This is a genomic window from Lentzea sp. NPDC058450 (genome assembly GCF_042721395.1).
Classification (GTDB): domain Bacteria; phylum Actinomycetota; class Actinomycetes; order Mycobacteriales; family Pseudonocardiaceae; genus Lentzea.
On the sequence record NZ_JBHXLO010000039.1, the window covers coordinates 71215 to 94599 of the forward strand.

The 23385-nt window shown below is 69.5% G+C and carries 23 protein-coding genes; 6 read left to right on the forward strand and 17 right to left on the reverse strand.

The features are described 5' to 3' along the window. Positions 1-81 precede the first annotated feature (81 nt). Positions 82-1338, forward strand: a complete 1257-nt coding sequence (locus tag ACFWNN_RS39760; RefSeq protein ID WP_382445133.1) for a sensor histidine kinase — start codon at positions 82-84, stop codon at positions 1336-1338. Here ACFWNN_RS39760 and ACFWNN_RS39765 read toward each other — a convergent pair. Further along, positions 1328-2425, reverse strand: coding sequence for a glycoside hydrolase family 113 (locus ACFWNN_RS39765; protein WP_382445134.1), 1098 nt, complete (start codon positions 2423-2425; stop codon positions 1328-1330). The genes ACFWNN_RS39760 and ACFWNN_RS39765 overlap by 11 nt on opposite strands. Before the next feature lie 39 nt (positions 2426-2464). Between ACFWNN_RS39765 and ACFWNN_RS39770 the strand changes: the two genes are divergently transcribed. After that, the gene (locus ACFWNN_RS39770; protein ID WP_382445135.1) at positions 2465-3085 is read left to right on the forward strand and encodes a TetR/AcrR family transcriptional regulator; all 621 of its coding nucleotides are present in this window, start codon (positions 2465-2467) and stop codon (positions 3083-3085) included. On the opposite strand, the gene ACFWNN_RS39775 is transcribed toward ACFWNN_RS39770, so the two are convergent. Both ACFWNN_RS39775 and ACFWNN_RS39780 read right to left on the reverse strand, forming a co-directional pair. Next, a complete protein-coding gene (locus tag ACFWNN_RS39775; RefSeq protein ID WP_382445136.1) occupies positions 3072-4679 on the reverse strand; it encodes a serine/threonine-protein kinase in 1608 nt (535 codons plus the stop codon). The genes ACFWNN_RS39770 and ACFWNN_RS39775 overlap by 14 nt on opposite strands. Next, positions 4676-5308, reverse strand: a complete 633-nt coding sequence (locus ACFWNN_RS39780; protein WP_382445137.1) for a hypothetical protein — start codon at positions 5306-5308, stop codon at positions 4676-4678. Before ACFWNN_RS39780 ends, ACFWNN_RS39775 begins: the two co-directional genes overlap by 4 nt. Before the next feature lie 217 nt (positions 5309-5525). Here ACFWNN_RS39780 and ACFWNN_RS39785 point away from each other — a divergent pair, with 217 nt between their 5' ends. Next, entirely contained in the window at positions 5526-6395 is an 870-nt protein-coding gene (locus ACFWNN_RS39785; RefSeq protein WP_382445138.1) for a hypothetical protein, read from the forward strand. A gap of 380 nt (positions 6396-6775) precedes the next feature. On the opposite strand, the gene ACFWNN_RS39790 is transcribed toward ACFWNN_RS39785, so the two are convergent. The 6 genes from ACFWNN_RS39790 to ACFWNN_RS39815 all read right to left on the reverse strand — a co-directional run bounded on the left by ACFWNN_RS39790 (position 6776) and on the right by ACFWNN_RS39815 (position 10850). After that, positions 6776-7120: an RNA polymerase-binding protein RbpA gene (locus ACFWNN_RS39790; RefSeq protein ID WP_053738343.1), complete on the reverse strand. Its 345-nt coding sequence runs from the start codon at positions 7118-7120 to the stop codon at positions 6776-6778. Positions 7121-7187: 67 nt separating this feature from the next. Then, complete coding sequence (gene secG, locus ACFWNN_RS39795; RefSeq protein WP_285641251.1) at positions 7188-7430, reverse strand: preprotein translocase subunit SecG; 243 nt, start codon at positions 7428-7430, stop codon at positions 7188-7190. Between the two features lie 94 nt (positions 7431-7524). After that, complete coding sequence (gene tpiA / locus ACFWNN_RS39800) at positions 7525-8313, reverse strand: triose-phosphate isomerase (protein ID WP_382445139.1); 789 nt, start codon at positions 8311-8313, stop codon at positions 7525-7527. Next, complete coding sequence (locus ACFWNN_RS39805; protein ID WP_382445140.1) at positions 8313-9506, reverse strand: phosphoglycerate kinase; 1194 nt, start codon at positions 9504-9506, stop codon at positions 8313-8315. The genes tpiA and ACFWNN_RS39805 overlap by 1 nt, the downstream gene beginning before the upstream one ends. Before the next feature lie 16 nt (positions 9507-9522). Continuing rightward, positions 9523-10527: a type I glyceraldehyde-3-phosphate dehydrogenase gene (gap, locus tag ACFWNN_RS39810; protein WP_382445141.1), complete on the reverse strand. Its 1005-nt coding sequence runs from the start codon at positions 10525-10527 to the stop codon at positions 9523-9525. 116 nt (positions 10528-10643) lie between these two features. Continuing rightward, positions 10644-10850 carry a hypothetical protein gene (locus tag ACFWNN_RS39815; RefSeq protein ID WP_382445142.1) on the reverse strand — a complete coding sequence of 69 codons (207 nt, stop codon included), beginning with the start codon at positions 10848-10850 and terminating at the stop codon, positions 10644-10646. A 91-nt stretch (positions 10851-10941) separates the two neighbouring features. Here ACFWNN_RS39815 and ACFWNN_RS39820 point away from each other — a divergent pair, with 91 nt between their 5' ends. Beyond that, positions 10942-13269: an ATP-binding protein gene (locus ACFWNN_RS39820; RefSeq protein ID WP_382445143.1), complete on the forward strand. Its 2328-nt coding sequence runs from the start codon at positions 10942-10944 to the stop codon at positions 13267-13269. Positions 13270-13330: 61 nt separating this feature from the next. On the opposite strand, the gene whiA is transcribed toward ACFWNN_RS39820, so the two are convergent. The 8 genes from whiA to ACFWNN_RS39860 all read right to left on the reverse strand — a co-directional run bounded on the left by whiA (position 13331) and on the right by ACFWNN_RS39860 (position 20679). After that, a complete protein-coding gene (gene whiA / locus ACFWNN_RS39825; protein ID WP_030478101.1) occupies positions 13331-14317 on the reverse strand; it encodes a DNA-binding protein WhiA in 987 nt (328 codons plus the stop codon). Next, positions 14308-15276 (reverse strand): uridine diphosphate-N-acetylglucosamine-binding protein YvcK, encoded by a 969-nt coding sequence (gene yvcK / locus ACFWNN_RS39830; RefSeq protein ID WP_382445155.1) that lies wholly within the window; start codon positions 15274-15276, stop codon positions 14308-14310. Before yvcK ends, whiA begins: the two co-directional genes overlap by 10 nt. Before the next feature lie 5 nt (positions 15277-15281). Continuing rightward, complete coding sequence (rapZ, locus tag ACFWNN_RS39835; RefSeq protein ID WP_382445156.1) at positions 15282-16139, reverse strand: RNase adapter RapZ; 858 nt, start codon at positions 16137-16139, stop codon at positions 15282-15284. A 532-nt stretch (positions 16140-16671) separates the two neighbouring features. After that, positions 16672-17250, reverse strand: coding sequence for an HD domain-containing protein (locus ACFWNN_RS39840; protein WP_382445144.1), 579 nt, complete (start codon positions 17248-17250; stop codon positions 16672-16674). Then, positions 17251-19152, reverse strand: a complete 1902-nt coding sequence (gene uvrC / locus ACFWNN_RS39845; RefSeq protein ID WP_382445145.1) for an excinuclease ABC subunit UvrC — start codon at positions 19150-19152, stop codon at positions 17251-17253. A gap of 42 nt (positions 19153-19194) precedes the next feature. Continuing rightward, positions 19195-19665, reverse strand: coding sequence for a Rieske (2Fe-2S) protein (locus ACFWNN_RS39850; RefSeq protein ID WP_382445146.1), 471 nt, complete (start codon positions 19663-19665; stop codon positions 19195-19197). Positions 19666-19773: 108 nt separating this feature from the next. Beyond that, complete coding sequence (locus ACFWNN_RS39855) at positions 19774-20061, reverse strand: Rieske (2Fe-2S) protein (protein WP_382445147.1); 288 nt, start codon at positions 20059-20061, stop codon at positions 19774-19776. A 129-nt stretch (positions 20062-20190) separates the two neighbouring features. Beyond that, positions 20191-20679, reverse strand: coding sequence for a hypothetical protein (locus ACFWNN_RS39860; protein ID WP_285641239.1), 489 nt, complete (start codon positions 20677-20679; stop codon positions 20191-20193). A 382-nt stretch (positions 20680-21061) separates the two neighbouring features. Between ACFWNN_RS39860 and ACFWNN_RS39865 the strand changes: the two genes are divergently transcribed. After that, positions 21062-22495, forward strand: coding sequence for a helix-turn-helix domain-containing protein (locus ACFWNN_RS39865; RefSeq protein WP_382445148.1), 1434 nt, complete (start codon positions 21062-21064; stop codon positions 22493-22495). Then, positions 22495-22971, forward strand: a complete 477-nt coding sequence (locus tag ACFWNN_RS39870; RefSeq protein ID WP_382445149.1) for a hypothetical protein — start codon at positions 22495-22497, stop codon at positions 22969-22971. The genes ACFWNN_RS39865 and ACFWNN_RS39870 overlap by 1 nt, the downstream gene beginning before the upstream one ends. The last annotated feature ends 414 nt before the right edge of the window (positions 22972-23385 follow it).

The following is a 23385-nucleotide window of genomic DNA, read 5'->3' on the forward strand; positions in this document are numbered from 1 at the left end:
TGTGAGCCGATAGCCGTACAGATTCGCGTGTAGCGGCGTCTTACCCCCATGACGGGGCAGGTCGGGGTAAAGGGGCAGCCAATGCCATCCGCCGCATACGCGCAGTACGGTGAGGATCGGAAGGCTCACAGGGGAGGTCGGATCCTGACCACGACGCTGCTCCCGGCCAGACGGCCGGAGGAGAGGGCGGCCGGCTCGCGCTGGCCGTTCCGTGGCGACTACCGGCAGGTGCTCGCGGACCTGGCGTTGATCTTCTTCGCCGTCCTCGACGTCTGGCTGTACGCACTGTGGCTCGAGGCCGATCCGATCACGGACCTCCCGCCGATCGAGAGCTACCAGGTGTGGCTGAACTGGGTCGCGGTCGGCGCGCTGGTGCTGCGCCGCCGGTTCCCGTTCCTCACGCTCGTGCTGACCATCCCCGGCTTCTTCGTCGGCTGGTCGCAGCTCGCCGCGATGATCGCCCTGTACACGGTCGCGCGCCGGTACATCGGCGGCTGGCAGACGGGTCTCGCGGCCGCGCTGGTGTGGCTGTGCCGGTTCGTCGCCTGGCCGTTCCAGGAGCTCATCGACCGGCCCGCGTCCGGCCACTTCCACTCGGCCATCTACGGCTTCCTGGTGGCGGGCCTGCCGATCGCGATCGGCCTGCTCGTGCACGCACGGCAGGAACTGTCGGATCGCATCTCCGAACTCGCCGAGTCCCGCGAGAGAGAGCGCGTACTCCACGCGCACGCGATTCGTGCGGACGAACGGGCAAAGCTCGCGCGCGAGATGCACGACGTCGTGTCGCACCAGGTGAGCCTGATCGCGATGCAGGCCGGTGCGTTGCGCATGGCCGTGGTCGACGCCGAGCACAAGCAGGTCGCCGGCACCATCCGCACGCTCTCCACACGCACGCTCGACGAACTCCGTCAGCTCGTGTCCGTCCTCCGCACCACGGACGGCAACCAGCCGGGCGTGGACGAGCTGTCCGACCTGGCCGCGGACGCCGGTTTCGAGGTGTCCGTGCAGCTCAAGGGGCCGGTCGAGGACCTGCCCGCACCGGTGTCCGGCGCTGTCTACCGGACGGTGCAGGAGGCCCTGACCAACATCCGCAAGCACGCCGTGGGCGCCAGCGCGACGGTGTTCATCGACGCCCAGTACGACGACAACGTGCTGGTCGAGGTGCGCAACACCGCCGCGTCCAGCCCGTCGTCGACGTTGCCCAGCGGAGGCCACGGCCTGGTCGGCCTGCGCGAACGCGCCACGTTGCTCGGCGGCGAGTTCTCGGCGGGACCGACCGAGGACGGCGGCTTCCTGGTGTCGGCCACGTTCCCGAGGGAACGCGTCGTCACCGATTGAAGCGCTGGAAGGCGTGGTACGACTTCTTGGGCTCCAGGCGGTACGGCGAGTTGTCGTCGTCGAAGCGCTCGCGGATCGTGCGGAACAGGCTGTACGCCGCCATGTCGTAGTCGCGATCGCGACATGTCGGGTGGTGCGGCGAGTCCGGTGAGATGACCGAGTACAGGTGCGATCCCTCGACGTCCGGCTGCGCGGCGAACACGCGCAGCATGCGGGCGACGTGGTCGGCCTGCTCGCGTTCGTTCCGCTCGAAGCCGGGCTTGATCACGGGCGGGTCGGCGAACCAGTCGACGATGTCCCAGCCCATCCCGCCGGCCTCCGCGGCGCCGGTGAACGTGCAGCAGCCGTACTCGAGGATCATCAGCGGCTTGCCCCAGCGCCGATATTTGTCCAGGTCGGTGGTGTACTCGGCGTCCGTCGCGAAGTGGTTGTAGTAGTCGAGGCCGACGACGTCGAACAGCGACCAGTCGTTCCACTCGGCGTCCGCGCCCGCCGCCGCGCCGTAGGTGATCCGGCCGTGGAACTCGCGGCGCGTCACCTCGACGGCCTTCGCCATGAACTCGCGGAAGCGCCTGATGACCTGCGGCCACTCGCTGTCCGGGATCGACGGGATGTGCGCGATGCGGTCCAGGAACGTGTCGCCGGGGATGATGCCCGGCGTGAAGAGGAAGTGCTCGCAGCCGGTCACGAACGTGACGTTGCCACCGCGCCGCTTCCGTTCGGCCGTGCGCGCCGCCTCGGCCATGTGCTGCAGGATCTCCTCCTGCGGGTGGTCGTAGAGGCGTGGCTGCACGAACACCTCGATGCCGCGGCGCAGCGCCACGTCCGTCGTCTCGGCGAGGCGGCCGAGGTCCGTGCCGAACGCCGTGATCGACGGGCAGCGCAGGTCGGCGATCAGGCCGATCTCCCGTTCCAGCTGCGGAAGGCTCCACCGCGCGCGGCTCAGCGGGTCCCCCACCGCGTGCAGCACGCCCGTGTCGTAGCAGACGCCGCCGCGCTTCTTGGGCGCCGCTGAGGCCGTTCCACCCACACTGGCCAGCGCCGCAGCACCTAACGCCGCCTGCAGGAACACCTTTCGACTGATCATGGTTCCCCCTGGACTAGTTACGCAACTAGGATGCTGTTCATGCAACCAGAAAATCGGCCGGGCGGCCAGAAGCGCAGCTTCATCGAGGACGCCCGGCGCGGTCAGATCGTGGCCGCGACCATCGCGACGATCGCCGAGATCGGGTACGCGAAGTCGTCGTTCGTGCAGATCGCGCAGCGTGCGGGCATCAGCCCGGGGCTCATCACGTACCACTTCGCCAAGCGCGGGGAACTGATGAAGCAGGTCATGCTGACCGTGCACGACTCGATGGACCGTGCGCTGACCGCACACACAGAGAACGCCGACGGCTACGTGAGCGCGCTGCGGTCGTTGGTCGAGGGGTTCGTCGTCTACTGCGCCGAGCACCCGGCGGAGCTGATCGCGATCGCCCAGATCGCGGCTGCCGCGCGGGACGCCGAGGCCGCGCGGACGTGGGCGGACGAGCAGAACGCCCGCACGCTGACCGAGCTGGAGGACATGTTCCGCGAGGGCCAGCAGGCCGGTGAGCTGCGGGAGTTCGCGCCACGCGTGATGGCGGTGTCCGTGCTGGCCGCGATGGAGGCGGCGCCGGCCGAGCTGATGACCCGGCCGGACACCGACGTCTCCGCTTATGCCCGCGAGCTCGCGGACCTGTTCGAACTGGCCGTCAGACGCGCTTAGAGGCGAGCGACGCGCTGAGCGCCGCCGCCGCGCCGAGCACCGCGCAGGTGAGCGCGATCGACAGCGTCGGCTCGTTCTTGAGCAGCACCGACACGAGCAGCCACACCGACAGCCCGAGCCCGAGGCCGAGCGGCACCGACGCGATGATCGCCGCCACGCCCGTCTGCCTGCGCCGCAACGCCCGCAGGTTCGACTCCAGGTACGCGAACGTGAAGAGCAGCAGCAGCGCCGACCCGGTGCCCATGAGGCTCAGCCACGGCGTCTGGCTCGACTCCAGCAGGAACGGCTCCTTGTCGTCGACCTTCGCCGTCACGACACCGCCGATGATCCACCGCGCCGCGCCCGGCAGCTCGAACCCCTCCGTCCCGCGCGTCACGTCCGCGAGCGGGATCCCGGCCGCCGTGACGACCAGCTGGGTGCCCTCGACCTGGATCGGGCCGGTGAGGTCCGTGGTGATCGTGGTGTTCGGCGGGGTGCCGGTCGCCACGAACGGCACGATCGCCATCGCGATCAACGCGACGGCGGCCACCAGCCACAACGCCCACGGCGTCGATGGCGGCTTGATCATCTCCGACGCGGGCACGAGCGTGCTGCTGCCGCTCAGCCGTGCGGCCGGTACGGGGTCGACCAGCGTTGCCCTGATGCGCTGCCCCGTGAGCGTCACGGTGTCACGTTCGGGCACGGGCCTGAGCGACGGACGCGTGGAAGACGACGACACCTGCGGTGCGAGGTGCACGGGCATGTTGAGCCGCACGAGCCAGTCCGGACCGAACAGGTGGCCCGCCGCGGCCGCCAGGTCGATCGCGAACGTCTCGGCGTTGCGGTACCGCGCCTCCGGCTCGCGCGCGATGCTGCGCATGACCACGCCCGCGAGCGGTTCCGGCACCTTCGGCAACGGCCGCGGCTCCTGGAAGACCCGCTTCTGGATCATCGCGATGGGCCCGCCACCGCGTTCGAACGGCAGGTCGCCGCACAGCAGTTCGTAGAGCATCGTGCCGGTCGCGTACACGTCCGCCGCGGGCGACAGCGGGTTGCCCATCGCCTGCTCGGGCGCGATGTAGGCGGGCGTGCCGAGCACCGCGCCGCCGTGCGTCACGAGCGTCGCGCCCTCCGACACCACCTGCGAGATGCCGAAGTCCGCCACCTTGACCAGGCCGTTCGAGGTGAAGAGCAGGTTCTTGGGCTTCACGTCGAGGTGCAGCACCCCGGCCGCGTGCGCCGCATGCAGCCCGGACAGCGCCGCCAGCACGATCCCGCACGACTGCTGAGCCGTCAGCCCGTCGCTCGCGAACCGCGACCACACCGTGCCGCCGTCGAGCCGTTCCATGACGAGCAGGTGCTCGCCCTGCTGCCGCACGTAGTCGTACACGGGCACGATGTGCGGGTGGTCGAGCCGCGCGAGCAGCCGGGCCTCGTGCTCGAACCGCTCACTCATCCGGGGGTCTTCCGCCACCGCGTGCGGCAACCGCTTGATGGCCACGGGCCGCCCGAGCTGCCGGTGCACACCGCCGTAGACGACGCCCATGCCGCCCTCGCCGATCTGCTCGCCGACGGCGTACTGCGGCAGGGCAGCGACCACACTGGACAGAGTCACCGCTGAATCCTCACGGTATCGGGATCCACATAGGACTTCGGCCCGGGCTCACCGGGATGCGGCGTCAGGTACCCGAGCACGAACGCCGCGGCGGCCGCTCCCACGATGAACGGGATCTCGGCCGTCGGCGAAGGCGCCACCAGCCGCAACACCGACAGCGAGATCACCGCCACGAGCCCCGTCCCGATGCCGGCGGGCAGGAACCGCATGGCCCGCTGCCACCGGTTCGCGGGCAACCGCCGCCGCCCGAGCGCGATGAGCGCCCCCGCCCACGACAGCGCCGTCAGGATGAGCACCCCGAGCCCGAACGCCCCGTAGACCGACCACAACGACCCCTGCACGTCCCCGGTCGTCTCGACCGACGCGATGGTCTCCCGGCTCGTGTCGATGACCTCGAACTCGACCGGCAACAACCCGAGCGCCTGCGCCCCGAGGTCCGTCGGCTCCATCGGGAACGACCGCGTCTCCGACGATCTGGCGGGCACGTCGAACGGAACCGTTGTGTCGTAAGAGAAGAAGGTCAACGCCAACGCCGACCCGCTGATCCGCACGGTCTTGACGCGCTGCACGGTGTTCGTGTTGTTGCGGACCGTGATGGACACCTTGGCGGTCTGCGCCGGGTCCAGCACCAGCGTCCCTACTCCAACCGGCCTACCGTCCACATCGGCCTCGAGGATCACAGACCCGTCCTGTGCCGAGGCCGCTGGAGGGAGCAGCATAATTCCGCACAACAGCAGTAAACCTGCACCGGCCATGCGACGTCTCACTAGCGCACCTTAGGTTCTGATCCGGGGAGAGGGAATGCGGTCTTTAGGCTTACTCGTGGCCATTACGGCCGGTGTTACGGTGCTGAGCGCCACACCGGCAACGGCCCAGCAGCCCCCCGCGCTCACGGTGAGCCCGAACGTGGGCGCACCGGGATCGGGCTTCAAGGTCTCGTGGACGGGGATCTACTTCCCCCGAACGTGCGAGTTCCCCACTGTGCGGGTCCTGTGGGACGGCAAGACAGTAGTGGGCAGCGGCTCAGGCAGCAGCAACGGGACGGGTTCCGGTTCGGCAACGGTTCCGGGGAACGCCACGGAGGGCAGCCACCGGGTGACCGTGCAGCCGACCTCGTGCCAGGCGAGCTCGGCGTCCAACAACTACACGGTCCGCATCCCGCCGCCGGTCACCACCACGACCCCGCCCGTGGTCACGACCAAGCCGCCGGTCACCAACCCGCCGGTGACGAACCCGCCCGTGACGACCAAGCCCCCGGTCATCACCACCACGACCCCGCCGACCACCACCACGACGACCACGACCACCACCACGGACTCGTCGTCGCCCTCCACCTCCACCACCGACGCCTTCACGGGCCCCGGTGACGGCGTCCTGGTCCTCGACAAGGACAACATCCAGCCAGGCGACGACCTGACCGCCACCGGCACCGGCTGCCCGAAGGGCGCCAACGTCACGCTGAAGTCCCTCGGTCAGGACGTGGGCAAGACGACGGCCGACGACAGCGGCGCCTTCTCCTCGCCGGTGAAGTTCGCGAGCATCGAACCGGGCCGCCACAAGGTCCGCGCGGAATGCGGCATCGTCCTGGTGGGCAACGTCGACGTCACCCTCTCCAGCTCGTCGGGCGGCACGACCAGCACCCTCGTCGTCCTGCTCTTCTTCCTGCTGGTGGGTGCCGCCATGCTCCGCCGCCAGTTCTCCGGCCTCAGGCGCTGACCAAGGCACCGGCACGCGAAGCCGAAGGCGAGCCCGAACGAGCGCGCGCATCGTCAAAGCGGTGTGGTGACGTACAGACCCAACTCAGCCACGCACGCGAAGAGATCGGGGCTTGACTTTGGGTGCGAGGTGCTACCCCTCGCGGATCGGCCGGGCGCTTTTCAGCCCGGCCTTTTCCGGCCGACCAGCGCCTCGCAAGGGCCCCGAAGTCAAGCCCCGATCTCTATCGTCGCGAAGCGGCGATGAAATGACCCGGCTCGGTAAAGTCTCTGCACCCCAACGCAACCACCGCACTGGCGACGGACCCGGCAAGCCCACGCGAAAGGCCCCCTCTCCGCAGGATGAGGGGGCCTTTCGCGTTGTACACCTACGAACCAGACTTACGGCTCTTCCCGCTGCCGACGGAGCTTGGCCAGCGCCTCTTCGAGGATCGCCTCACCATCGGCATCGGAGCGCCGCTCCTTCACGTACGCAAGGTGCGTCTTGTAAGGCTCGTTGCGCGGAGGCGCGGGTGGCGTCTGCTCGTCACGACCTGCGGGGAGGCCGCAGCGCGGGCAGTCCCAGTTCTCCGGGATCTCCGCGTCGACCGCGAAGGAAGGCCGGGACTCGTGACCGTTCGCGCACCAGTACGACACCCGACGGCGGGGCGCGGACTCGCCGCGCTCCGATTCGCCCATCGGGCCTGCGCCGACGCGGGTACCGCGAATCGCGTTACCACCTGACATCGACCGTTACACCCCCACCAAGTGGATTACCCCAAGCCCCGAAGGGCTTCTGCCGCTGAACGGTTGATCAGGCTGCGCCGGGCAGCTTGATCAGCAGTCCGATGCCCACGATGGCGATGACCCAGACCGCGCCGACGAACAGCGTCAGGCGGTCGAGGTTCTTCTCGACGACGGAGGAACCGGACAGACTCGACTGCATACCGCCGCCGAACAGCGAGGACAAACCGCCGCCGCGCCCGCGGTGCAAGAGCACGAGCAGCACCAGCACGACGCTGGAGACGATCAACAGGATCTGCAGGAACAGGATCATTTCTTCCTCGCTGTCAGGCAGCCGACGCCATAGAGTACCTGTTCGACTGCCGAACGTGTGCAACCAGTGGGGTTATGGGTTTATCCAGATCAACTTAGGGTAGAGGCCCGCCGGCAGCCAGAGCGCACAGCTTGGTGAATTCGTCAGCCTGAAGGCTGGCACCGCCGACGAGAGCGCCGTCGATGTCCTTCTGCGCAATCAGTTCGGCGATGTTCGACGACTTCACCGAACCGCCGTAGAGCACGCGGACGACGGCCGCGGTCTCCTCGCCGTACTTCTCCGCGACGAACGAGCGGACCACCGAGCAGACCTCCTGGGCGTCCGCGGAGGACGCGGTCTTGCCGGTGCCGATCGCCCACACGGGCTCGTACGCGAACACGATCTTGGCGACCTGCTCCGCGGAGAAACCGGCGAGGCCGTCCTCCAGCTGCTGGCGCACCAGCTCCAGGTGGCCGCCGGCCGTGCGCACGTCGAGCTTCTCGCCGAAGCAGAAGATCGGGGTGACGTCGACCTTCAGCGCCGCCTTGACCTTGGCGTTGACGATGGCGTCCGTCTCGCCGTGGTACTCGCGGCGCTCGGAGTGCCCGACGACCACGTAGTGGCAGCCGAGCTTCGCGAGCATCCCGCCCGACACCTCACCGGTGTAGGCGCCGGAGTCGTGCTGCGAGATGTCCTGCGCGCCGTACTTGAGCAGCAGCTTGTCGCCGTCGACCAGCGTCTGGATGCTGCGGATGTCGACGAACGGCGGGAGGACCGCGACCTCGACCTTGGCGAAGTACTTCTCCGGGAGGGAGAAAGCGATCTTCTGCACGAGGCCGATGGCCTCGAGGTGGTTGAGGTTCAACTTCCAGTTGCCCGCGATGAGCGGGAGCCGGGCTGCCATCAGGACTCCAAAACGCTGATGCCGGGGAGTTCCTTGCCCTCAAGGAACTCGAGCGACGCGCCGCCGCCGGTGGAGATGTGCGAGAAGCCGTCCTCGGGCAGGCCCAGCGCGCGCACGGCCGCGGCGGAGTCGCCACCACCGACGACGGTGAACGCCTCGGACTTGACCAGGGCCTCGGCCACGGCGCGGGTGCCGCCGGCGTAGGTCTCGATCTCGAACACGCCCATCGGGCCGTTCCAGAACACGGTCTTCGCGTCGGCGAGCTTCGACGCGAACAGCTCGCGCGACTCGGGACCGATGTCGAGGCCCATCTTGTCCGCGGGGATCGCGGACGTCGCGACGACCTCGTGCTCGACGTTGCCGAACTCGGCCGTGACCAGCACGTCGACCGGCAGCACGAGCTCGACGCCGCGCTTCTCGGCCTCGGCCAGGAAGCCGCGGACCTGGTCGAGCTGGTCCTCCTGCAGCAGCGACGTGCCGACCTCGTGGCCCTGGGCCTTGAGGAACGTGTACGCCATGCCGCCGCCGATGAGCAGCCGGTCGACCTTGGCCAGCAGGTTCGCGATGACGCCGAGCTTGTCGGACACCTTCGCGCCGCCGAGCACCACGACGTACGGGCGCTCCAGGTCGTCGGTGAGCTTGCGCAGCACCCCGAGCTCGGCGTCGACGAGACCGCCGACATACGCGGGCAGCTTCTGCGCCACGTCGTAGACCGAGGCCTGCTTGCGGTGCACGACACCGAAGCCGTCGGACACGAACGCGTCGGCGAACGAGGCCAGCTCGTCGGCCAGCTCCGCGCGCTCCGCGTCGACCTTCGAGGTCTCGCGGGCGTCGAAGCGGACGTTCTCCAGCATCACGACGCCACCGTCGGTGAGCGCGCCGACCACGGACGTGGCGGACGGGCCGACGAGGTCGGACGCCAGCGCGACCTCCGTGCCGAGCAGCTCACCGAGGCGAGCGGCGGCCGGGGCCAGCGAGAACTTGGGGTCCGGCTCGCCCTTGGGGCGGCCGAGGTGAGCGGTGACGATCACGCGGGCACCGGCGTCGGCCAATGCCTTGATCGTCGGCACCGACGCGCGCACGCGGCCGTCGTCGGTGATCTTGTCTCCGTCGAGGGGGACGTTGAGGTCGGCGCGCACCAGGACGCGCCGACCCGCGACACCCTCGGCGAGCAGGTCGCTGAGAGTCTTCAACGCACTCGCTCCGAACTCAGATCTTGGAGGCGACGAGCTTGACCAGGTCCGCGAGGCGGTTGGAGTAGCCCCACTCGTTGTCGTACCAGCCGACGACCTTGACCTGGTTGCCGATGACCTTGGTCAGCGGCGCGTCGTAGATGCACGAGTGCGGGTCGGTGACGATGTCGGCCGACACGATCGGGTCGGTCGAGTACTTGAGGATGCCGGCCAGCGGGCCCTCGGCGGCGGCCTTGTAGGCAGCGTTGATCTCGTCGACGGTGACCTCGCGCTTGAGCGTGACGGTCAGGTCGGTGGCCGAGCCGGTGGGGATCGGCACGCGCAGCGCGTAGCCGTCGAGCTTGCCCTTGAGCTCCGGCAGGACCAGGCCGATGGCCTTCGCGGCACCCGTGGAGGTCGGGACGATGTTCAGCGCGGCGGCGCGGGCGCGGCGGAGGTCGCTGTGCGGCGCGTCCTGCAGGTTCTGGTCCTGCGTGTACGCGTGGATCGTGGTCATGAGGCCCTGCTCGATGCCGAAGCTGTCGTGCAGCACCTTGGCCAGCGGGGCGAGGCAGTTCGTGGTGCAGGACGCGTTCGAGATGATCGTCTGCGAACCGTCGAACTTGTCCTCGTTGGCGCCGATGACGACCGTCAGGTCCTCGTTCTTGGCCGGCGCGGAGATGATGACCTTCTTGGCGCCGCCCTCGTCGACGTGCGCGCGGGCCTTGGTGGCGTCGGTGAAGAAGCCGGTGGACTCGACGACGACGTCGACGCCGAGGTCCTTCCAGGGCAGCTTGCCCGGGTCGCGCTCGGCCAGGGCCTTGATGACCTTGCCGTCGACGGAGATGCCCTCGTCGGTGACCTGCACGTCGGCGTCCAGGCGACCGAGGATGCTGTCGTACTTCAGCAGGTGGGCCATGGTGGCGACGTCACCGAGGTCGTTGAACGCGACGATCTCGATGTCGTGGCCGCCGGCCCTCACGGCGCGGAAGAAGTTGCGCCCGATCCGACCGAAACCGTTGACACCTACACGAACCGTCACGACTGACTCCTTGCGTTCAGCTTTGGCAGGAACGAGCCCACCCTATCTGCCGAACTGCGTCCCTGGTCACAGGGATAGTGAGTATCTCTTGATCGAGCCAGAAAAAGTGGGCCTGACTAGGCCGTTCGGCGGCGCAGCGCGCGGAGCATCCAGAGGTAGGCGCTCAACTCCTCTGCCGCCTCCGCGGCGGTCCGGCAAGCCTCCGGGCTGGTGTCCTTCGGATCGCGGCCGACGACGGCCTGGATCCGTGCGAGCCACTCGTCGACGACGGGGCGGTCCTGGGGCGGCACGAGCGGGGTCTCGGCTCTGGTCCGGGCAGTCATGTCAGGATCCTGTCCACGCTTCCGGAGCAGGCTCAATACCCCGAAACAGCGGGTGTTACAGGCCGTTACGCACCCGGTACGGTCAGGGGTCATGACGGCCGCCGCTGCCACATGCGTGACGTGTGGAAACCCTCTCACGGAGGCGGCCGCGGGTCGACGCTACTGCTCCAACGCGTGCCGTCAACGCGCCTACCGCTCCCGCACGTCCGCGCGCATCGAGACGACCAGCGCGGTCTCGTTCGTGCCCGCGCCGCTCGACAGCTTCGTGGGCAGGCGGGAGGAACTGGCCGCGCTGGCCCGCACCGAGGCGGACCGGCTGGTCTCCCTGGTCGGCCCCGGCGGTGCGGGCAAGACGCGCCTCGCGATCCAGCACGCGAGCAAACGCGCTGATCAGACGTGGTGGACGCCGCTCGCGTCCGCGTCGGACGTGGTGCAGGCGATCTTCGCCTCGGTCGGCGCGCACCCGTTGCCGAACGGGTCGGCGCGCGACGCGGTGGTCGCCGAGGTCGACCAGCACCGGCGGCCGTTGCTGGTGCTGGACAACTGCGAGCACCTGCTGTCGCAGGTCGCGGCCGTGGTCGTGGAACTGCTGGCCCGATGTCCCCGGCTGCGCGTGCTGGTGACCTCGCGCGAGCCGTTGCGACTGGCCGGTGAGCAGGTCTTCTCCGTCGGCGAGCTGGAGCTGGAGCACGACGCGGTGGCGTTGTTCCGCGACCGGGCGATCTCGGTGGACCGGTCGTTCGAGGTGGACGCCGCGAACGTCGCCGACGTCGTCGCCGTCTGCCGGTCGCTGGACGGCATGCCGCTGGCGATCGAACTGGCCGCGCGGCGCATCCCGGTGCTCTCCCCCGCCGACATCCTCGCCCGGCTGGGCGACCGGCTGGCGTTGCTGACCGGTGGCCCGCGCACGGCCGACGACCGTCATCGCACGCTGCGCACCGCGATCGGGTGGAGTTACGACCTGCTGTCGCCGGAGGAGCAGGGGGCGTCGCGGCGGCTCGCGGTGCTCGGGGTGCCGTTCGACCTCGGGGTGGCCGGCGCGGTGTGCGGGGTGCCGGACGCGCTGGAGCTGCTGACCGGGCTGGAGCAGAAGTCGTTGCTGGTGGTGGACCGGGTCGGCGGGCACACGACGTTCCGTCAGCTCGAGTCGGTGCGCTTGTACTGCCGTGAACGCGCTGTGGCGCACGGCGACGTCTCTCTCGTGGCCGACCGTGTGGTCGAGTGGGTGTGTTCGCTCGTGGAGCCGGAGATCTCGTCGTTCTTCCCGGCGCCCGCCGTGGCGCTGCTGCTGGACCGCAACGTCGGGCTGCTGGAGCTGGCGGCGCAGCGCACGGCGTCGACCGGTGACTGGTCCCGGCACGCGCTGACGATCGTCGCGACGGCCTGGACCTCGACGCCGCGCGGGCCCCGGGGTGCTCCGACCGAGCTGCTGCACCAGGCGTTGTCACGCCCCATGCCCGCGGCCTACCGGAGCGTGCTGGCGGTGCTCGCGGCGATGCATCACCGCGTGCGCGGCGGGTGGCACGTGACGCGGCGGTTCGCCGAAGAGTCGTTGGCCATCGAACGCGCTGATGCACGTCGTCCTGGCACCACGGCGCGTGCGTTGGAGGTGCTCGCGTCCGCTGAAGCACACACGGGTGACCCCTCGCGTGCGTGGGAGTTGTTCGACGAGGCCTCTGCGCTGCTGCGCGACTCCAACGACAAACTCGCGCGCGCCATCCTGTTGAACTCGTACGGCTGGACGTTGCTGCAACACGGTTTCCCGAACCGCGCGGCGCCGTTGGTGCGGGACGCGCTGACGTTGATCCGCCTGATCGGGCTGCCGCACATGCTGAACCCCGTGCTGCACACGGCGGGCGCGATCGCGTTGGCGCGCAAGGACTTCGTTGAGGCCGTCGACCTGTTCCGGGAGAGCCTGGAGGTCGGCGCCGACCACCCGATGGACCAGTTCTACGACCTCGAAGGACTGGCGTTGGGGCTTGTAGGCGTGGGGGCCGACGACGAACGCGCTCTCTCGTTGCTCACGTCTGCCGGTGTGGTGCGCACGCGCTTCGACTTCCGTGCAGAGCCGTACTGGCAGGCGTTGCTGGACGACGCACGGGCCGTGTGTCGCGACCGGATCTCCGCCACCCGCCTGCGCGCGGCCGAGTCGACGGGCGAGCGGATGTCGTTGGCGCAGGCCATCTCCTACGCCCTGACCACGCAGCCGCACGCCGAGGACCCCGCCGACGGGGCGATCTCGGCGCGCGAGCTGCACGTCGCGACGCTGGTGGCGGAGGGGCTGACGAACCGGCAGATCGGGCAACGGCTCGGCATCTCACCGCACACCGTCGCCCGGCACGTCACGCACGCCCGGTCGAAGCTGGGGTTGCGTTCGCGCGCCCAGCTCGCCGTGTGGGCGGGGCGGCAGACGCCTTAGGCCTCTGCTGGGCGGGACTGGGCCGACCGGCAGACGCCCAACCCTCAGCTCCGCCGCCTGCTCACACCTCTGCTTCGAGCATTTCCGCCGTGACGGCGGACTCCGTGTCCGGCAGTCCGAGGTCCTTCGCGCGCTTGTCGGCCATCGCCAGGAGACGCCTTATACGGCCTGCCACCGCGTCCTTGGTCATCTGCGGGTCGGACAGCTGGCCGAGCTCCTCCAGGGACGCCTGGCGGTGCGCGAGCCGCAGCTGGCCGGCGGCGGCCAGGTGGTCCGGCGCCTCCGGGCCGAGGATCTCCAACGCGCGCGCCACCCGTGCGGCCGCCGCGACGGCCGCGCGGGCCGAACGGCGCAGGTTGGCGTCGTCGAAGTTCGCGAGCCTGTTCGCCGTGGCACGCACCTCGCGGCGCATCCGGCGTTCTTCCCAGGCCATCACGCTGTCGTGCGCGCCGAGCTTGGTCAGCATCGCGCCGATGGCGTCGCCGTCCCTTATCACCACGCGTTCGGCCCCGCGGACCTCGCGCGACTTGGACGAGATGCCCATGCGGCGGGCAGCTCCGACCAGCGCCAGCGCGGCCTCGGGACCGGGGCAGGTGATCTCCAGCGACGAGCTGCGGCCGGGTTCGGTCAGCGAGCCGTGCGCGAGGAACGCTCCGCGCCACGCCGCCTCGGCGTCGCACACTCCCCCGCTCACGACCGGCGCGGGCAGGCCGCGCACGGGACGGCCTCGCGGGTCGAGCAGACCGGTCTGCCGGGCGAGACCCTCGCCGTCCTTGACCACGCGGACGACGTACCGGGTGCCCTTGCGCAGGCCGTTGGACTGGATCGTGAACACCTCGGCGTGGTGGCCGTAGAGCGCCTGGATCTCCTTGAGCAGCCTGCGGGCCGCGGATCCGAGGTCGAGCTCGGCCTCGACGACGACCCTGCCGGACACGATGTGCAGGCCGCCGGCGAACCTGAGCAGCGAGGACACCTCCGCGCGGCGGCAACAGGTCTTGGATACCGCGAGCCTGCTCAGCTCGTCCTTGACCGCCGACGTCATCGCCACGGGCTCGTCCCTCCCACTCCGGTCTCCTCGACCACCTGCCTCAGGCAACCGGCAAGCGCCTCCGGATCATGCCGTTCCGCGGCGTCCGGTGCGGCGATCTTCGCCAGATGCGTCCGCGCACCCAGTGCCGAGGCGGCTCGCGTCAACCGGTCCGGGGTCGGGACCGAGTCGACGTCGGCGATCACCGCGTCCACCTTCAGCTCGGGTGCGTGCTCGCAGACTACGTCCAAATGCCGCTCCGGAGAGAAACCAGCAGTTTCACCCGGTTGGGGGACGAGATTGAGCACAAGGACCTTCTTGGCCTCTGTGCGCACGAGCGCGTCGTGCAGTTCGGGCACCAGCAGGTGCGGCAACACGCTGGTGAACCATGATCCGGGGCCGAGTAACACAAGATCCGCGTCAAGTACAGCCTGTACTGCTTCCGGACAGCCGGCAGGTCGCCCGTTCGGGGCAGTCAACCGGATGCGCTGCACGAGCCCCGGCGTGGTCGCGATGGCGACCTGCCCCCGGATGCGCCGCACGTCCGTCACGTCCTCGTCGAGGCCTGTGACGTCGGCCTCGATGTCGAGCGGGTCGTTCGACATGGGCAGCACGCGCCCCTTGACGCCGAGCAGCCTGCTCGTGAGGTCGAGCACGGCGACGGGATCGCCGAGCTGCTCCAGCAGCCCGGCGATCACCAGGTTGCCGACCGCATGACCGGCGAGGGCCCCCGTGCCGCCGAAACGGTGCTTGAACAGGGACGTCCACAGCCGGCTGGCCTCGTCGTCCCCGGCCAGCGCCGCCATGGCCTTGCGCAGGTCGCCCGGCGGCAGCAGGTCGCTGAGCTCCCTGCGCAGCCGCCCCGACGAGCCCCCGTCGTCCGCGACGGTCACCACGGCCGTCACGTCGTCGGTGACCCGCTTCAGCGCGGTCAGCGTCGCGTGCAGCCCGTGCCCGCCACCCAAAGCAACAGCTTTCAACTTCGTCACTCGCGTCCCAGATCCCTGTGCACGACCTTGACAGCCATGCCGTCCTCGCTAGCCAGCCTCGCGGCCAGCTCTTCGCTCAGGGCCACACTGCGGTGCTTGCCGCCGGTGCAGCCGATCGCGAGCGTCAGGTAGCGCTTGCCCTCACGCCGGTACCCGGCCCCGATGAGCCGGAGCAGTTCGTGGTACCGATCAAGGAACTCGTCAGCGCCCTCCTGCGACAGCACGTAGTTGCGCACCTCACCATCGAGACCCGTCTGCTCGCGCAGCTCCGGGATCCAGAACGGGTTGGGCAGGAACCGCACGTCCATGACGAGGTCGGCGTCCATCGGCAGCCCGTACTTGTACCCGAAGCTCAGCACCGTGACCCGCGTCCTCGACGCCGCCTCCGTGCCGAACGTGTCCTCGATCTTGGCCCGCAACTGGTGGATGGACAGCGCTGACGTGTCCAGCACCAGGTCGGCTTCCTGCTTGAGCGGCGTGAGCAGGATCCGCTCGGCCTCGATGCCGTCCTGCAGCCGCCCGTCCCCCTGCATGGGGTGACCGCGCCGCACCGCCTCGAACCGGCGGATCAGCACGTCGTCGGTGGCTTCGAGGAACAGCACGCGCGGCTTGTACCCGCGTGCGTCCAGGTCCTTGATGATGGAGGCCAGGTCCTCGGTGAACGCGCGGCTGCGCACGTCCATGACGACAGCGACCCTCGTGATGGCCCCGCGCGCCTGGGCGCCGAGCTCCACCATGGTGGCGATGAGTTCCGGGGGCAGGTTGTCGACGACGAACCAGCCGAGGTCCTCCAGGCACTTGGCCGCGGTGCTGCGGCCCGCACCGGACAGCCCGGTCACCACGGCGACTTCGATGCCGGACTTCTCCGCGTTCACGACTACGACTCCGTTACCTGTTCATGAGCGCGCTTGATGCGCTCTTGGTGGGCCTAGTGGCGTGGCTCGGAACGTTGCCGGGGGAATGCGCGGTCAGACGGGTGCGTCGTGGTGCCGCCACGAGGCGCCCTGCTGAGCGTGGATTACCTCGCCAACGTTCTGGGTCACGCCACTAGCTCTGTGGTCGGGCCGCGCACGGTGGTCGGGCCCGGTGGTGAGTCTCCACTGGAACGAGCCGCGCGTGCGGCAGGTTCGGCAGTTGGGGTGGGCGTGGCGTGGCCGCGGTCACGATCCTCGCGCCGCTCGGTGGGGGCGCGCAGGGCGGGCGTGACGGGTGCGGCAGGTGATGCGAGTGCGGTGCCGGCGGCGGGTGAGGCTGCCGCACCGGGTCCGGCCGGCTCATGCGGTTCGGCGAGTGGAGAGGGTTCGGCGGACAGCAGCGGTGCTGGAGGGAACCACGCGGCACGGCTTGGGAGTGCGGGCCGGGCGGCGGGGTGCGGTGCGGCGGCGGTCACGGCGTTGTCGGGTAGCTCGACTGGAAGGCCAGGCGGGCGTCGGCCGACTCCGCTATGCGGTTCAGCTCGTCGTCCAGCGCCAGGTAGACCTCCCACGGTTCTTGGCCGCCGGCGGTGGCCAGGTGGTCGGTCACCCGTTGTTCCAGGTCTGGGACTCGTTTTGCCTTCCACACCTTGTCGGCCAGGCTGACCAGGAGGTCTTCCAGGGTGATGCCGTCAGCCGTCCAGGAGCCGTGGGTGCCGGCGAAGCGGGCCAGGTGTGGTGGCACGCCCCTGGAGAGCAGCAGGGTGTGGCCCGCCGGCTCGTGGTCGGAGCCCGGGCCCGACAACTCGTTGGGGTGCAACACCTTTCCTATGTCGTGAGTGGCTGCTCCGTACCGAACGGCCTCCTGGTCCACGGTCAGCGACGGGTGGTGTTCGGTCAGCCAGGTCAGGAGTTCGCAGGCCACGTCGTGGACTGCTCGCAGGTGCGCGGCCAGGCGGGGTGGGGCGTGGAGGTCGGTCAGCAACTCCTCGGCCTCGGCGGGCAGGCGGCGCGGGGAGCCTTCGGTCAGGGCTTGGTGGAGGGTGGGCATCTAGGGCTTTCCCGCCGCGGAGGCGAGGGTGGCCACCACGGCTTCCGCTGTCCGGCGGCCCACGCCGGGGACGTCGCTGATCTCGTCCACTGTGGCCTGGCGGAGTTTCTTGACCGAGCCGAAGTGCTTGAGGAGGGCGGCTTTGCGGGTTTCGCCGAGGCCCGGGACCTCGTCGAGTTCCGAGGTGGTCATGCGCTTGGAGCGCTTCTGGCGGTGGTAGGCGATGGCGAAGCGGTGGGCCTCGTCGCGGACTCGTTGCAGGAGGTAGAGGCCGTTGCTGTTGCGCGGGAGGATCACCGGGTCCTGTTCGCCCGGGACCCAGATTTCTTCCAGGCGCTTCGCGAGGCCCACCACGGCCACGTCGGTGATGCCCAGCTCTGCCAGGACGTCCGACGCCGCCGCGGCCTGGGGGCCCGCGCCGTCCACCACCAGGAGGTTGGGCGGGTAGGCGAACTTGCGGGGCTTGCCGGTGTCCGGGTCGATGCCCGGGTTGGGGCCGCCCGAGGCGGTCTCCCGGAGCATGGCCTGGAAGCGGCGGCGGACCACCTCGGCGATGGAGGCGACGTCGCCTTCCGTCGCGGCTTCGCGGAGGGCGAAGCGGCGGTATTCGGACTTGCGGGCGAGGCCGTCCTCGAAGACGACCAGGGAGGCCACCACGTCGGTGCCCTGGACGTGGCTGATGTCGACGCACTCGATGCGCAGCGGGGCGGTGTCGAGGGCCAGCGCGTCCTGGATCTCCTGCAACGCCGCCGAGCGCGCGGTGAGGTCGCCCGCCCGCTGGAGCTTGTGCTGCGCGAAGGCCTCGGAGGCGTTGCGCGCCACCGTTTCCATCAGCGCGCGCTTGTCGCCCCGCTGTGGGACACGCAGAGCGACGCGTGAGCCCCGTTGTTCGGAGAGCAGGTCCTCCAGGGCGGGAGCGTCGTCCGGCAGCACCGGCACCAGGACCTCGCGCGGGGTGTTCTCGGTTTCGTCGCCGTAGAACTGCATGATGAACTGGTCGACGATGGCGGCGTCGTCGACGGCCTCCACCTTGTCGAGGACCCAGCCGCGCTGGCCGCGCACCCGGCCGCCGCGGACGTGGAAGACCTGCACCGAGACTTCCAGCTCATCTTGGGCGAACGCCATCACGTCGGCGTCCGTGCCGTCGCCCAGCACGACGGCCTGCTTCTCCATCGCGCGGCGCAACGCACCCAGATCGTCGCGCAGGCGCGCCGCGCGTTCGAACTCCAGCTCTTCGGACGCGGCCAGCATCTCACGTTCGAGGCGGCGGATCATGTTGTCCGTCTTGCCCGCCAGGAAGTCGCAGAAGTCCAGCACGATGTCGCGGTGTTCGTCCGCCGACACCTTGCCCACGCACGGCGCCGAGCACTTGTCGATGTAACCGAGCAGGCACGGGCGGCCGATTTGGTTGTGGCGCTTGAAAACGCCCGCCGCGCACGTCCGCGCCGGAAAGACGCGCAACAACAGGTCCAGCGTCTCGCGAATGGCCCAGGCGTGCGCGAACGGGCCGAAATAACGCACGCCCTTCTTGCGCGGGCCGCGATACATGTGCAGCCGCGGGTATTCCTCGTGCAACGTCACGGCCAGCATCGGATACGACTTGTCGTCGCGATACCGGACGTTGAAGCGCGGGTCGAACTCCTTGATCCAGTTGTACTCGAGCTGCAGCGCCTCGACCTCGGTGGAGACGACCGTCCACTCGACGGAGGCCGCCGTCGTCACCATCTGGCGGGTGCGCGGGTGCAACCCGGCCAGGTCGGCGAAGTACGAGTTCAGCCTGCTGCGCAAGCTCTTCGCCTTGCCGACGTACACGACCCGGCCACCGGCGTCGCGGAACTTGTAGACGCCGGGAGCCTCAGGAATCGTGCCCACCGCGGGGCGGTACGTCGAGGGATCTGCCACGCCGTCAAGACTATCGACGGGGTCTGACAAAAACAGAAAGGGTCAGGTCAGGACCACCTGGTCGCCGTCGACCTTCACCGCGACGACCTTCAGTCCGGTCGTCGCCGGCCCCTTCTTCACCGCGCCGTCGGCGGCGGCGAACTGGCTGCCGTGCGAAGGACACGTGATGGTGCCGCCGGACGGTTCTCCGACCATCGAACCCTGATGCGGGCACGACGCGTCGTACGCCTTGACCTCGGTCGCCGAAATGCGCGCCACGACGATCCTCTTGCCGCCGGGAGCGTCCACGACAGCGCCGCCGCCCTCCGGCACGTCGGCGAGCGCCACGAGAGCGGTGCCGGCCGTTCCGGCGGACCCGGTGGATCCCGTCGGGTCGGAGCCGCCCTGTGTCGTCGGGGAGGAACTGGAAGGACTCGTCGAACTGCACGCCGTCACGAGGCCGCTGGGCACGGCGAGCGCGACCGCGATTCCGCAGAGAGCCGCGCGCCTGCTGACCGGGCTTTCGGTGTTCACGACCGATCCTCCGTGGTGGTGGGGGTGTTCGGGGTTACACCACAGCATTACGCGGATCGGTCAGCGAGCGTTCATTCAGAAGCCCAATGCACAGCAAATGCACAGGTCTCAGGCGAGCACCAAATCGTCCCCGGAACGCACGACGGCGACCTCGGTCAGTCCCGAAGTCGCAGGTCCTTTGCGGACAGCGCCGGTGGCGGGGTCGAAAGCGCTCCCGTGCAACGGACAGGTGATCACCCCACCGGCAGGCGGATTCACGAACGAACCCACGTGCGGACAAGCGGGGTTGAACGCCCGAAATTCACCCGATCGAGGTTGCACGACGAGCAGCTGGGCATTGCCGGGCATGTCCACCAGCAATCCCGAGCCGGAAGGCACCGAGGCGACGGCGACCACCTTGTCACCGGCACGAGCGGTCCCGGCACCGCCCGTCCTGCGAGGAGCGGGCTCGCCACAGGCGCTCAACGCGGCAGCGAGCCCACACAACAACACCGTTCGACGACCAAGACCATCCACGGGCACCGATTATCGGCGCTGGTCCTCCGCGGCGGCCGTCCGGGCCAGTGCGAGCACGGCCGTGAACGGCGGGAACCAGTGCCGCGAGTGCGACGGCGGGTTCGCCCACCTCAACGACCCGTAGCGGGTCATCGTCGGAGGAAGCGCGATCCGGTGCGGCGACCGCACGAACTGGACCTCCGGCGGCGCCTTGAGGTGCGTCGGGAGCAACGCCACCAGCTCGGCGAGGAAGATCCAGTGCTCGCGGGGCCCGGGAATGACCGTGACCGGCCCGGCGAGCATCCGCGACTTCAGGTCGGCCAGCACTCGCGACCCGATCCGCGCCGGCATCGCCAGGGCTGTCGTGGCGGGACCCAGGGGCAGGAACACACCCTGCTCGGTGACGCTCACCTGCCAGCCGAGCAACCGGTAGCCGGCGACGGCCTCCCCGATCGCTCGTGCGTGTCCCCTGTTCTGTGGGATACCGGCAGTACCGGTCTCCGCGGTCGTGAGGCTCATCGGCGGTTGTCCTCCCCGTTGGTGGGTCAGGCACTGGCCACGCCACGGGGGTCATCCCGCAGCCTGACGTTGTGCAGGGTCCTTCTCAGTTCCCGCCAACACCACTCGTCCGCTGCATGAGCCTCATGCAGCGGACGTATGAAGCTCATCCGCCAGGCGGGGGCACCAGGACTGCGACACGCGAATCCATTACGTCTTATGCATGAGATGGATGGACTGACGATCACACCTCCGTACACTGGGTAAACGCTCAGTGACGGGGGCGAGGCCGATGGATTCAGCGACACCCAGATCCAGACGCGCTTGCCCTTGCGGGGCGTTCATCGCCGCCGACAACTCCGATCGGCTGTGTCACCGGTGCCGCCGCAACGCTCGTGCGGACGTGCACGGACCACCCGAGGTCCCGAACGACTTCTGGGACCTCCCGGCCATCGCGGCCGCGTGCACCGACCGCGACATGGGCTCCTTGATCTCCGCTTACCGGCACCACCCGCAGCACCTCAGCCGTGTGACGCAGGACCGCATGGCGGGGTGGCTCGGCATCAGCCAGGCGCAGCTCTCGCGTTACGAGTCGGGCGAGAACCAGATCGACCGGCTCGACCGGTTGCGCCACTTCGCGCTGGTGCTCGGTGTTCCGGGCGAACGACTGTGGTTCGACCGAGTCGTCATCCCAGCTCAGGTGGGCTCCCCCGAATCGGGCCCGCCAGATGTGCTCGCCGCCCCCTGGGAGGCGACGAGCATTGCCCGTTCGGTCGAGGAGACGGCGAGGAGCGACTTGGCGATCAGCAGACGAGCGGCGCTCGCAGGAGCTGCCGCGGTGACGGTGGGGTCAGCACTGGTCGAACCGCTGCAGAGGTGGTTGCACCCGCTGCAGAACCTGTCGAAGTGGTCGTCGCACTCGGCGATCAGCGAGGAGGAGCTCTTCGCGTTGCAGCGGGTGGCCGACGGACTGCGCGGCTGGGGTGGCCGCGGTGGCTACGGCCTGGCCCGCAAGGCGGTGCTGGGACAGCTCGACGAGCTCGCGGAACGGCTGGGGCGCGCCCCGTCCGGCCCGACGACGGAACGCGCGTTCTTCATCGGCGCCGAACTGTCGAAGGTGGCGGCGAGCATGTCGTTCGACGCGGGCCTGCACAACGCGGCCCAGCGCTACTACGTGCTGGCCATCCGCATGGCCAAGGCCGGCCACAACGACGGCTTCGCGGCGTTGTGCCTCGCGGCCATGGCGAGGCAGATGTTCGACCTGGGCCGCCCCGAAGACGGCTTGGAGCTCGTCCAACTCGGCCAGTACGGCACCCGCCGCACCGGCACCCCGACGTTGAAGGCGCTGCTCCTGACCCGCGAGGCCTGGGCCTACGCGAGCATGGGCAAGACCCGCGAGTTCCACCAGGCCGTGGGCATGGCCCAGGACAGCTTCGCCCAGCGGGACGCGGACAACGAGCCGCGCTACCTGCACAGCTTCGACGAGGCCGAGCTGGAGGGCGTCATCGGCGCCCGCTGCCGCGACCTCGCCATGCACGACCCAACGCAGGCCGTGTTCGCCGAACAGCACATCCGGCGAGCCCTGGAACTGCGTGACCCGTCGAAGGTGCGCAACCGCGCCTTCGACGTGATCGGACTGGCGCGCACCAAAATGGTCGCGGGAGACCCGGAGGCAGCGTGCGGGTTGATCAACGAGGTCCTGCCGACAGCGGCGAAGCTCTCCTCGGGGAGGGTCCTCCGCAAACTGGAGGACTTCGCCAAGGAAGCGGCACGGCACCGCCACATCCCCGCGGTCCAGGACACCAGGGACGCGATCAGAGCGATACGGACCGCTTGATGCGCGTGGGCATCACCGGCCACACCAACCTGGTCCCCGACTGCGTCCCCGCCGTCCAGCGAGCCATCGCCGAGACCCTCGAAGGCCTCGGCGGCTCCCTGGTGGGCGTGACGTGCCTGGCACCGGGCGCGGACCAGATCTTCGCGCGCGCCGTCCTCGCACTGGGCGGCGAGGTGGAGGTGGTCCTTCCGGCGCTGGACTACCGCGACAAGCTGAAACCGCACCAGGTGGCCGACTACGACGAACTGAGGGCGGCGGCGACGGTGGTCTCCGTCCTGCCCCACATGTCGAGCGGCCGCCTGGCCTACGTGGCGGCGAACGAACGCATGCTCGCGTCGGTCGAGGTGCTCGTGGCGGTGTGGGACGGCGAGCCTGCACAGGGCAAGGGCGGCACGGCGGACGTGGTGGAGCAGGCGCGCGCGTCGGGCGTGCCGATCGAGGTCGTGTGGCCACCGGAGGCCCGCCGGAAGTCGTGACGGCAACCCGGTGGGCACTGGCTGGGCAGGGCACGGTGGGCGCAGAGCACGCGGCAGGCAGAGCACGCGGGCAGTGCACGCGGCGAGCGAGGTGCGGCGGGTGTAGCGCGGCGGCAGGTGTGGTGAGCCAAGACGGATGTGACCTTGCCGGGTACCAATGGCTTTAGGACATGCGAAGCCGAAGGCGAGCCCGTCTGAGCGTAAGCATCGCGATGGCGTAGCCGAGCGCCCGGCCAAGACCCAACGCAATGCCGAAGGCGAGGCGTCCTTCCTTCTTGGCTTGGTCCAAGCGGTGTGGTGACGTGCGGTGCCAACGTGCCCACGCACGCTTGAGATTGGGGCTTGACTTTGGGTGCGAGGTGCTAGCTTCTCGAGCTCGGCCGGGCGCTTTTCAGCCCGGCCTTTTCCGGCCGA